Genomic DNA, 12,322 nt, shown 5'->3' on the forward strand with positions numbered 1-12,322 from the left:
CAGCGCTCCCAAGGCTCACGTGTGATTGAATGCACACGTGAGCCGGATGGCCGGAACAACTACTTCTTTTTCGTATCCGGCTTCTTGTTCATCTCCGCCGCCGTCCAAGCCTTGGTGCGGCCGGGATACTGCTGGCGGATCTTGGCCACATCATTCGGTGAGACAGGTCCAGCGGTATGCTCCCACTCACGGCGGATGTAGGTGAGCACACTGGCGATGTCTTCGTCCGTGAACTGTGGCAGAGGCGGCATCTCGAGGGTCCACGTGCGACCACTCACCTGGATGGGACCGCTCATGCCGTGAAGGATGATGCGGATGGGACGATCCGAAGGACCTGTGACCCACTCTGAATCCACGAGCGGTGGAGCCAGACCTTCCAGCCCAAGGCCGGTCGGTTGATGGCACGCAGCGCAGAGCCCGGCGTAGATCATCTTTCCCTTCTCATAGCGTGCTTGCTGTTCCGCATTCAGCGGCGTGACGACAGGCGGTGGCGGCACGCCGGGTTTGCCGGGCCACGCGAGCGAAGTATCCACTGTGGTGAGCAGCTTCTTCACAGAGCCCAGCTTCGCCTTGTCCTTCAAGCTCGTGAGCGCGGCGGGCTGCGCATCGAGGTAGAGAAGCTTCCGCGGCACAGGCTTGGCCTTCTTGTCCAGCGGGATGGCGGCCATCCCGCTGAGCATGGCCACCTGACGGGGACCATCCGCCTTCTGCGCGCCAGTGACTTCGAGAAGCTTCGTCACACGGGCATCGCGACGCTCGCTCATGACGCAGGCGGAAAGCATCTGCAGCAGGCCACTGGTGACCAGCTTGTCCTCTCCTTCACCCACCGGTTCGGCGAGCAGGGCTTCCAGATACTCCAGTTCACGGCCACGTACACCACTGGCAATGGCATCCACCAGCAGTGGACTTCCGCCCGCTTTCAGCAGACCCAGCACCGCCTTTTGGGCATCTGGCCCCGGCAGCGCGCTGAGCTGGATGGCGAGTTGCACCCGCACTTCCGCGCTGGCGTCGCCAGTCATCTTCAGCAGTTCCCCCATGACTGCTAGATTGGACATGCTCACCGCTGTAGCACGCACCTTCGGATGCGCATCCTTGAGCATGGTGGTGAGGAACTCCGGCGTGAGGGCCTTGAGACCTTCCAACGTCCACAGCGCCTGCACACGTACCTGTGGCGTGGGACCGGTGCTGGCAATCTTCTCCACGTCACGCGCCACGGCGGCATCACCGCGCTCCACGAGCACACGCTGCGCGGTATCACGCACATGACCATTGGGGTGGGCCAGCAGCGCCACAATGCCAGCAGTGTCATCCGGAATCAGCGTCCGCTTCGTCTCCGCCTTCTCCGGAACGATTCGCCAGATGCGCCCCATGTTCACTGGCTGCTCCAGGTTCCGTGCCTTGATATTCGCAATCAGGTAGTGCGTGAGGAAGTACTTGTGCTGCACAATCCCGCGATACATGTCGACCACATACAGCGCGCCGTCAGGGCCATTGTAGGCATTCACAGGACGGAAGCGCTCATCCGTGGAGGTGAGAAACTCCACACCTGTGTACGCGTTCTTTGCACTGACGATGCCTTCTTTGTCGGCGAGCACGAGACGCTTCACCAGATTGCCGCAAGGCTCTGGAATGAACGCATTGCCGTCGTAGGCTTTGCCAAACAAGTCACCGCGATAGATGCACGGTCCGCAGGTGCCGGTGACCGTGGCGAGCTTTCCATCCGGAGTAAGTTGACCTGTATTGTATCCACGATTCACACCGGGCGTGGGAACACTGGGCCAGCACTTCTGATCCGTCATCACCCGGAAGTTCAGCGCCGTGCGATCCGCGAGATTCGGATTGCGCGCGTACACGGCAGGCGGCAGCAAATCGGTGCGCAGCAGGTCGCTGTTGTAGTTGAAGTAGCGCCGACCCCAATCGTCCTGGGTCAGACCCCACTGACCGCCACTGCGGGTCGGCTCCGAGATGAACTGACCCTTCGAGTATTTGTAGCGTGTGCCGTAACCTGCGCTCCAGATCCAGTTGTCCACACACCAGGTGGGCGAGTTCGCCATGTGCTCGGGCTGTCCTCCCGCGCTGCCATAGGCGCCACCGATTTCCTCATTCTTGTCCGCCACACCGTCATCATTGGTATCGTGGTACCACTTGAGTGTGGGAGGCTCCGCCACAATGGCGCCATCACCTAGCGCCATCACGCCACGCGGCATGAGAAGGTTGTCCACGAAGATCGTGGCGCGGTCCATCACGCCGTCACCATCCACGTCTTCCAGACGCTTGATGCGGCCAATCTTCTGATCCTCGCCCTTGCCGTCCACATCATTCATGTAGCCACGCATCTCCACCACATAGAGGCGGCCCTTGTGATCCCAGCTCATCGCTACCGGCGTCTCGATCATTGGCTCGGAGGCCACAAGCTGGATCTTGAATCCCTTCTCCACCTTGAAAGTCTTGAGCGCCTCCTCAGGCGTGCGCACCGGCGGCGGGGGCAGCTTGAACTTCAGTTCCACCTGCTCAGGACCGCGGTTCTTCGTGCGGTCGGACTTCTTCGCCGGCGCGGGGGCCGGGGCAGGAGCCGGTGTTTGTGAGAACAGGGAAGACTGCGTCGTGAGGCAAAGCGTGGTGGCAATGGCAGCGGCAGCGACGCGCGTGAATCGAACGGACTGATTTGGCATGGATGGAGCAGGGCGGCCTGTGGGGTGAGCGACCGAAGGCGACGGCCCAAGCGCCAACGGCTTCATTCAAACGCGGAGGAAACCGCCGCCTTGCCAGAACCCCTGCTCTTTCGCTTTACTTTCTTCCGCGAAAAACCGTTTCCACTACGTTGCGAATGTACTGTTCGTCGCTCAGGCCGAAGACCACATCGTCCGGAAACTTCACCTTTTCCCGGAAATGCGTCGCGAGCTCTTCGTAGAGCTTGTGCCGGGCGGCCTCATCCAGATCGTCGCGCCGCACCAGGGCATTGAGGGCGAGTTGGGCCTCTTCCGGGGTCACCTTCTGCCTCAATCTGGCCTCAATGTGGGGGCACTCACGGAAGGAATTGAACTTCCCCGCCAGCACCGCCGCCACGTCGGGGGGCTGGGTTTTCACCGTGCGCACCACCACCGTGCCGGCGGCCAGATCTCCCAGACGCTGGGCTCGGGCATTGAAAAGGGAAACCAAACCGCCAAGTGCATAAAAGAGTGGTAGCATGTCCACAAAGCGCAGCAGATTGCGGATCACCACCTGCGAGGCGCGAAGTTTCAACCCCTGCTCATCCACGACGCGCAGGCCCATCAGTTTCTTCCCGACGGTCTGCCCGCGCCAAAGAAGCTCCATCATCATGCGCATGCCTTCCACGAAGGCGAACTGCATCAACACAGCGACGCCCAGGGCCAGATCCTGCATCAAGAAAAAGAGCGGCTTGATGAGGATGGCCACCAGGTTCCAGGCAGCCGACATCACCGCAAAATCGATGAAAAATGCGAGGCTGCGGGTGATCGGCCCCGCCAGGGGGAGAGAGAAGGTCACCCCCTCCGGTGTGGAGATGTTCAAGGTGGCAGAACGCGAAGACATGTCGTTGAGAGGAGAGAGTGGCTCAGCGCTGCAATTCATCCGCGCCCGCCTTGGGCTTCCCGCAGAAGAACAGGAACCATGCAAGGGCCACGAGTTGCACTGCGCCAAAGAGAATCTTTACCCAGTAAGGCAGCACGGGCTCATGATATTGGGAAAAGAAGGCCTCGATAATCCCGGCCCACACCAGGAGCAACGCAGCCCCACCTGCGATGGTAGCGAGATCGGGTGTGATCTTTCGGAAGCGGGTCCGCAGACTGTCAGGTGTCCCCCACCCGATGAGCGCACGTCCCAAGATGAGGCCTGCCTGCCCCCCCAACAGAATCGCCGGGATCTCCACGGAGCCGTGCGGCAGCAGCCAGCCTAGCATGAAGACCGTCTGCCCATCACTCACATAATCGAACACCACCGCCCCCAGTACCACCCCATTGTAGAAGAGAATGAGCAAGGTACCGATGCCCCACGTCATGCCGAAGGCCATGGCGCGGAACGTGACACTGATATTGTTCCGCATGAGCTCGGCAGAAAAGGTCGCCTTCCTTCCCTCAAGATCATCCCGGCCCTTGGAAACGGCTTCCGTGCCACGCTGTTCTTCACGCGCCACGCGCTCACTCGGCGTTTGATGAACCAGATGCGGGAAGGGATAGATGGCTTCCCGCCCCTCCACACCTTTGCTGATGAGGAATGCCCCCAGCAGGGCGCCGACCAGCGTGAGTGCCACAGACATCCAGAAACCCCAGATCTGACGGCGAAATGCCTGGGGGAAAGTCTGCACCAGCCATTGCCACGGGCGAAAGTGCCTGCGATCCCGTGTGGCACTGTGAATCTCCGCATAGCCAGAGCCCACGAGATTCTCCAGATACGCTCTCAACTCGGGCTCCGATGAGCTGCCTTGCAAACGCGCGAGATCCGAGGACGTGCGCTGGTAGAGCCCCAGCACATGGCGTGCGTACTTGAGGTCGGAGAGGTCCGCGAGATGCTCGCGAATCTTTTCCAGCTCACGCTCCAGTTCCTTCCAGTGAGGGCGTTCGCGTTCGATGAAAGTCTTGAGATCGGCAATCATGGTGGTGGTGCTGGGGTCATCAGAGCAACTGCCGCTTCTTCACTTTCAGATACTCGCTCACCACATCGGCCACCAGGTTCTCCTGAAGTGATGAAGTGAGATGCACACCCCGCTGCTTCAGCACGCGCGTGGTATCCTGCAGGTCGTTCCAGAGCATCTGCCCCGCGAGCTTTCCATAGAGCGCATCATCATCCTTCACATCATCACCCCGCTGGAACATGGGCTGAATCTCACGCTGCCCCAGCATGTGCGTGAGCACGACGTGCTTCCGGGCGATGAATTCCACGCCGTCCACAAACTGCTCCGCCAGCCAGGGTTCTCCAAGGTCGGTGAGGAAGAGAAGCAGCGAACGATGGCGCAGACGGTTGCCAATGTGGATGAAGGCGTCCTCGTAGTCCGGGCTCACCACACGTGGCTCCAGTGTGTAGAGCACATCCCGGATCACATCATAGTGCCCGCGGCCACCACCGGCTGGAATGATGCGGTGCACCGTATCGGAGAAGATGATGAGGCCAAACTTGTCCGTCTGCTGCTCGGCCGCGAGAGCCAGCACCAGCGCCGCCTGGATGAAGCGCTCCAGTTGCGTCTTTGCCACGATGCCGGCCTCCGCATCCTGCCCCGGTACATCCAGCGCACGGGCGCTGCGCCGCGAAGCATCGATGGCCACATAGAGCTGCTGGGTACGCTCAAGTTGGAACATCTTCGTGATGGGTGAGCGATGCTTCGCCGTGCCACGCCAGAAGATGTCATCATAACTGTCACCCGGCACATAGCTGCGCAGCTGCTCGAACTCGCGTCCCTTTCCGATCTGCCGGACGTTGTGCACCCCGATGGCGCCTTTGCGGAAGAACAGCGGAGCCAGCACGTTGCGCTCGCGGCTCAGATCCGGATACACGCGGATCTCCGCGTTCACCTTCACCGTACGCCGCCCATGCCAGAAGCCGAATCGTGAAGTGCCTTCCAGATAGCACTGGGAGATGATCAGCCTCCCCCGCTCAATGGCGCGCACCTTCCACTTGGCGAGATTACGCTCTGTGTTCGATTTCAACGTGAACTCCAGGATCGGCTTCTCGCAATCCAGCTCCCTCGGGAAAGGAAGGCCGATGCGCAGGAGCTTGCAGCGCAGCCCAGGATTCTCGACCACCGCCTCAATCTCCAGTTCACGCCCCTTCGACGTGCGGGTCATGTCCGGCAATGTCACCCGGAGCGCACGGATGGACTCCAGAGCGCTGGGTGCATCCAGTGCCAGCGTGAGCAGCACCAACACCGCCGCAATCGCAATGGCCGCACCTGGAATGTCCTGCATGCCCAGCAGCGTGAAGAGCGGAATGCCCAGCAGCGCGATGAATAGCAGGAGACGATTGGAAGGGAGGATCAAGGTGGTGAATCCTGTGAGGTGGAATGAAAAGTAATCAGTGAGTCAGTGTTCAGTAATCAGATTTCAACCATCCAGCTTCATTCCGCATTCCGTACTCACTGTTCACTGACCTACTGAATACTGTTTACTGGATCACCTCGGAACAGGCACCGCCTCCAGCACGCGGTGGATGAGTTCCGTCACGGTGAGACCTTCGATTTCGAACTCGGGGCGCAACAGGAGGCGATGTCCCAGCACCGGCTCCGCGAGGGCGCGTACGTCGTCAGGCGTGATGAAGTCGCGCATGTCGAGAGCCGCGCGGGCACGGCTGGCAAGGATGAGAGCCTGCGTCGCACGTGGCCCGGCACCGACCAGCATGGCCTCGTGCTCACGCGTGGCGCGCACGAGATCCACGATGTATGCCACCAGTTCCTCACGTACCGTCACGAGTTGCAGGGCAGCACGAAGCTGAATCACACGATCCGCGGTGAGCACCTGACGCACAGCGCCACTCTCCAGCACCGATTCGGGGGACTCCTGTCCCAGCATGCGTCCTGCCAGATTGAGTTCCTCATCACGATTGGGGTAACCCACGTTCACCTTGAACATGAAGCGGTCCTTCTGCGCCTCGGGCAGCGGATAGGTGCCTTCGTACTCCACCGGGTTCTGTGTGGCGAAGACCGTGAAACTCGGCGGCAGTGCGTACGTCTCGTTGTCGATGGTCACCAGGCGTTCCTGCATGGCTTGCAAGAGTGCGGACTGCGTCTTCGCCGGCGCACGGTTGATTTCATCTGCGAGCAGGAAACTCGTAAATACCGGTCCCTTCACCAGCACGAAGTTGCTCTCCTTGAGGTTGAAGACGCTGGTGCCAGTGATGTCCGCCGGCATCAGGTCCGGCGTGAATTGAATGCGAGCGAAGTCACCTCCCAATACCTTCGCCAGTGTGCGGACCAGGAGCGTCTTGCCCACCCCCGGCACACCTTCAATGAGCACATGCTGTCCCGTGAAGATGGCGATGAGCGCGTGCTCAATCACGTTCTGCTGGCCGATGATGACCTTGGCGATTTCCGCCCGGGCTTCCGCGAGCGCGATTTTCAGTTGTTCCAGGGATTCAGTCATGAGTTGGAGCGGGAGCTGTTGTCAGATTTGGAAAGGGACGACGGCAGCGAAGGAGCTGCTGAAGAGGTGGTCGCTCGAGGATTCAGCATGTCACACATCAGCCGGTAGATGGAGCGCAAGGCCCCACCAGGCACACGCGTGGCTTCCGTCGATGGCAAATGCTGGCGCGCCTGATCAATGCGAGCCTGCATGGCGGGAGAGCGCTGACGCGAGCCGTGCTCCCACACCTCCAATCCCCGGCGCAAGACCTGGGCAGACGGAATGCCACGCCGCAGCAGGCTCACCAGGCCAGCCGTGGCGCCACGTCCAGCCACGGTGCGGCTGGGCGCATCATCATCTCTCGTGGGCACGAGACTCATGCTGCTCCTCCACACAAAGAGTGCAAACAACAGCATGCCCCCGAAGAACAACCCGTGCAGCCGGTGACGCCGCGCCAGGGTCATGACGCCCGGCTTCTCCAGAGTGCCCAGGTGAGTCTCCTCAAAGATCACCGTTTGCGCGGGTCCCAGCAACCATGACAGAAACCTCGTCGAAGGTTCACGGTACAGCGCTTCGTTTGTGAGGAAGTAGGAGTCCGTTGCCAGAATGATGCTGCCACCTGCCTCCGTCGCGCGCGAAGCCAGCACCACATCCTGCCCCAGGAGTCCAAGCGCCTTCCATTTCTCGCGGGCTACATCGTCAATCTTGATGGAAGTCCGGGTGTGCCACTCAGGCAGGGTATCCTGCTCCACTCCCACGCCCATCGGAGTCTTCAGTTCCAGCGCTCCACCCGGGGTCATAACGAAGTTTTCCTGCTCCACAGCCACACCAAGCATCGTCCTCAAAGATTTCCGAGGGCGGATGTAGTCATCCTTGTCCTCAGAATCCTTGTCTGTGGCGGGGGACTCCTCCTTCTCTTTTGGGCTCTCTTTCTTTTCCTTTTCGTCCTGCTTCTTTTGTTCGGAGGCTGGCTTCTTTTTTGACCTCTTCTTTCTCTCCTCGCGCCGGCGCTCGGCATTCTCTTCCCGTCGCTCCTCCGCGGAGTCCATCACCGTGTCCCAATCCGACTTCTGCCCCTGCATGGCGATCACCACACGTCCGCCTTCGTTGGCAAATCGCAGGATGGCTTCGCCATCCACATCTTCTCCATCCGCAAACGCGTCCGGAGTCACCATCAGGCAGAGAAGGGTCTTGTCATGCGCACCCTTGAGTTTGTCGAGGTCCCGGAAGTTCCGCTCAGCGCGTACGCCGGACACACGGTTCAGCGAGTCATGCAGGGCTTTGGCACCGAGGGGATCGGCACGCAGGGACGAGCCCGGCGCGTAAATGTCTCCACCGGCAAAGCGTTTGCCCAACAGCATGTTGAAGGCCCAGGCTGCGAGCAGCACCAGACCAATCAGAATCGCAAGTGAAGCTGCCGGACTACGTCGCATGGGTGGTGATGCGTTCGTGTTGCTCCTGGAAGCGCGTCATCAGATCCGGTGACACCTCGTGCCAGCCATACCACACCCGGTCAAAGGTGCGCACCTGCTGGTGAAAGCTCTCATTGAGATCGGAACGCCCCTTGGCCCGCCAGCCAAGCTCCTGCACATAGTCCCCGTTCGACTTGGTGCGGGAGATGTGCAGCAGCCTCTTATCCCCCAGATGCGCCAAGGTGGCGAGGAAGAGCGCGCGCAGGGCCAGGCGATAGTCCCCAGCTTCGATCTTCTCCCGGGCCAGACGCAGCCATTCATTCTCGGGAAGCTGTGTGGCCACAATGTTCTCGTTCTCAAGGTTGATCTCCGGCACGGCAATGCTGTCCACCACCTCCGTTTTGCGGGTCTGCCGCCAGTGGCGGAACAGCATCCAGCCCAGTGCCAGGAGAAGCACCACACCCAGCGCGAGCAGCAGGTAGGGCATGAATCCCACCCACATGCCGCCAGCGGCACTGGCTGCATCTCCACCACTGCCGATGCCATCATCCTGCTCCTTGCCACCGAAGAGCCAGTCCATGAAATCTCCCAGGGCCTTGCCGATGTCCTCCAGTGAGGCATTCAGCCAGTCGGTGAAACCGCGCATGATGTTTCCGAGGAAGGAATCTTCCCGGTCACCTTTCATGTTCTCGCGTGGCATGCGCCATTCAAACTCACTCTGCTGCAGGGTATCCTGGATAGAGCGGTCCAATCGCTCGCTGGACACCGTGGGCGCCCGCTCGGGGAGCGTCGGTTTGTGTTCTGCACCCGCTCCATGAAGCGTGCCGCTGCCCATCAACAACACCAGGGCGGCCAGCGCGCCACCGGCCGTGCGGACGGAGCGCAGCCGCACATCCAGATCCGCCCCCGAGCGCCGGGCCGCACCGTAGAAACAGCGCAGCACATAGATGGACTTGATCACCGGGTTCATGACCAGATAGGCCAGGCTGATGATGAGAGCCTGCACCGGCGTGCTCATGATGAGACCCCCCTGGGTAAGGCTGATGAGGTTGTCCGTACCTGAGAGAGACTTGGCAAGGACCATGACCATGACAATGCCGATCACGATGTTGAGATACACCAGCAAGGCAGACACCTGCAGCAGCGCGAGCAGCGAGATCTGCTGCATGAACTGCCACTGGGTCTGGCTCATGGCCTGTGCCAGCAGCGCCCTGTGCCGACCGCCACGGCGGAAATGGTCCACGGCCAGCACGGTGACATTGTGGTAGAACGCATAGGTCCACGGCAGCGGCAGCATGGAGAGCAGGGATGCCACCAGCACCCACGGAGCCGTGGCATGCACCCACATCTGCGAGGCGATCAATCGAAGCCACCCGCGCAACGGCATGCGGTCCCGTTGCTCGCGCCCCTGCACCATGCCCATCAGGCCATCGCAGAACCACGCCTGCATGATCTTCATGAAGGCGTACAGGAGCGCGAGGAGCAGGGAGGACTCCAGCAGCCGCCCTTCTGCAAATCCGGAGCGCGACATGTCACTCCAGAAATAGAAAAGGTAGATCACGAAGGGGATGCTCCCCAGGTAATAAACCAGCCACAGGGACGCAGGCGCGCGGCGCAGCAGATGGGTCCCCTCCTCCACGAGTGTGAAGAGGTCCCGGTGATCGCGCGTGCTGGCCTTGGGCATGCTGGTGGGATAGTGTTACAAAAGATTCAGGCGGCTGTCGCTTCTAGAATCCGAATCGCTGCCACATCGCACCTTCGTGAAACTCGGAAGGCGTGCTCAGCAACACCTTGCCCAGAAACCAGGATGTGACCCACAGCAGCGCCACTCCCAGCAGAAGCTGCAACGGTACACTGACGAGAAACCAGTCACGTTTGGGCTTCTCCTTCACCAGAAGTTTGGCGCGATGGCAGGAGCCGCACACCATGCGTCCATCAAACTCCGTGACGCACTCACGACAGAATGGCTGGCCGCAGGAGGTGCAGCGCGCCGCAGCCTCACGTCGTGGATGATTGAGGCAATGCGCTTGCTGGAAAGTGGGGGCGGCGGCGGACATCTCGGTGGGTTCCGGTCTGCGTTACGATTACGATTTGCTCAAACCATCGGTGGAGGTGTGGCAGGGGGCACGGCTGCTCCCGTGGCACCGGCGGCACCCTTCCTCCTCGGCGAGTAGACGAGCTGCACAATGCCGCAGCATGCAAGCACCATGGCAATCCCCAGCAACGCCCAGCCCAGCGCGCCGGCTTCACCAAAGCTGCACGCAGCGAGATTGTTGAAAAGATCCTCACTCGCGCGCTGATTCCGTTCCAGGATCTCCAGCGGTGTGGCCTGCTTGTTCAACTTTGCCGTGCTCATCACGCCAACGACCGCCAGCAACACCCCCGTGCCGAAGTGCGTCACCAGTCCTCCCAGAAGTGCCCCCGACAGACCGACGGGAACCTTCTGCAAATGGGCTCTGACCAGGGCGACGATCGCCATGATGAAGGAAGCCCCACCCACGAGCATGTTCAAGACGGTGAACAGGAGGTTGCTGACGAACAATTCTCCAGCGAGAACCATCGCCCATCCCACGGACAGGAGCCCCGCTGCGAGCACCCAGCCGCTGCCACTCCACGGCGGCTTCATCCCAGCCGCTGATGCGTACCCCATGGGCGTCGGCATGGAACTCGGAGCAGGAGCAGCCGCCAGACTTTCCGGCGTCATCACGGGCATGCCCTGTTGATGCTGCTGGCAGAGGGTCTCCAGCCTCTGGATGACCGGGAGGGCTGTTTGCAAACGATTGAGCGGCTTGAGACGCAGTACCTGCACGGCGGTCTGCAGTGTGCATGAGCATGTGCGGCCACGAGCAAGGTGCACCGCAAGCAGGATGGCGAGCAGCCCTGCTGGCAGCGCCAGGCTGATGGGGATGAAGGGCTCCTGGTTCCAGGTGGCCCAAGTGAGCAACGCAAACAGCAGCGCTCCGATACCAAGCAGGAAGCTCATCCACACATAGCGCCGCGTTTCCGTGAGGGTGAGCGCCTGGACATTTTTGTAGTCCAGACGCCGGTAGACTTCTGACAACGCCAGGAGGAATCCCTTGCCCTCAATCACCAGAAGATGATCCGGCCCCTGCCACAGGGAGCCTTTGCTCCCGTGGTTCCCCGCAAGCCAGGTGTAGTCGGCGAATTGCTTCTTCATGAGGTCGGTCTCACTGGACTAGCGCAAAAAGGTCTGGGACAAGGCTGCAAAAATAAAAGCACCCCAGGCGCCACACTGGAGCAGGCTGAGCACCAGAGCCCACACCGTGCGCGCGGCGCCGCGGGGCACCATGCTACGGGGTTTTTTCCACGCATAGATGGAGAATGCCAGTGCCAGCGGGGCGGTGATGACGCTTGCCATGACAGGGAAGGCGATGAAAATCACCGCGGCAGGACCAAGCAAGAGAAGCGGGACGCAAATCAAAAACGGCAGCAGCGCCGTGCCGAGCGCGATGTTGTCCCACAGCACCCGGCGCACTTCGAAGCGGGCATCCTTCCGGTGCCCTCGCAGGTCGTCCAGACACTTCAGGCACACATAGTCAGTCCCCCATTGGGCGGACCACGCATCGGAAACATAGACTCCGCAGTGGGAACAGGTGTGGGTGGCGCGACGGTTCGGACTGTAGAAGCAGGTCGCCTCTCCCGGCGCCGGCGGCTCCTCCGGCAGCATCGGCGGACTGGCCGCCTTCGGTGCCTGGCTCATTGCCGGCAGCAGCACGGCCTGTACCGGCCTGCGACAGAGCGGGCATGCACCCTCACGAGACGACGCAAAGACCGCCGCGGGAATCTGGTAACCGCAAGCCGTGCACCGGATCATGTTCGTCA

10 protein-coding genes are annotated in these 12,322 nt (G+C 61.0%); all 10 read right to left on the reverse strand.

Annotation, left to right across the window (positions count from 1 at the left end; genetic code table 11):
• Window positions 1-59: 59 nt before the first annotated feature.
• A complete protein-coding gene (locus DES53_RS18200; RefSeq protein WP_170157205.1) occupies window positions 60-2,672 on the reverse strand; it encodes a DUF7133 domain-containing protein in 2,613 nt (870 codons plus the stop codon).
• Between the two features lie 115 nt (window positions 2,673-2,787).
• Window positions 2,788-3,552, reverse strand: coding sequence for an RDD family protein (locus tag DES53_RS18205; RefSeq protein WP_113959714.1), 765 nt, complete (start codon window positions 3,550-3,552; stop codon window positions 2,788-2,790).
• 22 nt (window positions 3,553-3,574) lie between these two features.
• Window positions 3,575-4,612, reverse strand: coding sequence for a stage II sporulation protein M (locus tag DES53_RS18210; RefSeq protein ID WP_113959715.1), 1,038 nt, complete (start codon window positions 4,610-4,612; stop codon window positions 3,575-3,577).
• 19 nt (window positions 4,613-4,631) lie between these two features.
• Window positions 4,632-5,990, reverse strand: coding sequence for a DUF58 domain-containing protein (locus DES53_RS18215; protein WP_113959716.1), 1,359 nt, complete (start codon window positions 5,988-5,990; stop codon window positions 4,632-4,634).
• Between the two features lie 132 nt (window positions 5,991-6,122).
• Complete coding sequence (locus DES53_RS18220; RefSeq protein ID WP_113959717.1) at window positions 6,123-7,088, reverse strand: AAA family ATPase; 966 nt, start codon at window positions 7,086-7,088, stop codon at window positions 6,123-6,125.
• Entirely contained in the window at window positions 7,085-8,500 is a 1,416-nt protein-coding gene (locus DES53_RS18225) for a DUF4350 domain-containing protein (protein ID WP_113959718.1), read from the reverse strand. Before DES53_RS18225 ends, DES53_RS18220 begins: the two co-directional genes overlap by 4 nt.
• Window positions 8,490-10,163 carry a DUF4129 domain-containing protein gene (locus DES53_RS18230; RefSeq protein WP_113959719.1) on the reverse strand — a complete coding sequence of 558 codons (1,674 nt, stop codon included), beginning with the start codon at window positions 10,161-10,163 and terminating at the stop codon, window positions 8,490-8,492. Before DES53_RS18230 ends, DES53_RS18225 begins: the two co-directional genes overlap by 11 nt.
• Before the next feature lie 43 nt (window positions 10,164-10,206).
• Entirely contained in the window at window positions 10,207-10,536 is a 330-nt protein-coding gene (locus DES53_RS18235) for a B-box zinc finger protein (protein ID WP_113959720.1), read from the reverse strand.
• Between the two features lie 38 nt (window positions 10,537-10,574).
• The gene (locus DES53_RS18240) at window positions 10,575-11,657 is read right to left on the reverse strand and encodes a hypothetical protein (RefSeq protein ID WP_113959721.1); all 1,083 of its coding nucleotides are present in this window, start codon (window positions 11,655-11,657) and stop codon (window positions 10,575-10,577) included.
• 18 nt (window positions 11,658-11,675) lie between these two features.
• Entirely contained in the window at window positions 11,676-12,314 is a 639-nt protein-coding gene (locus DES53_RS18245) for a hypothetical protein (RefSeq protein WP_147263466.1), read from the reverse strand.
• Window positions 12,315-12,322 lie beyond the last annotated feature (8 nt).

Origin of the sequence: Roseimicrobium gellanilyticum, from assembly GCF_003315205.1 — a bacterium.
Classification (GTDB): Bacteria; Verrucomicrobiota; Verrucomicrobiia; order Verrucomicrobiales; family Verrucomicrobiaceae; genus Roseimicrobium; species Roseimicrobium gellanilyticum.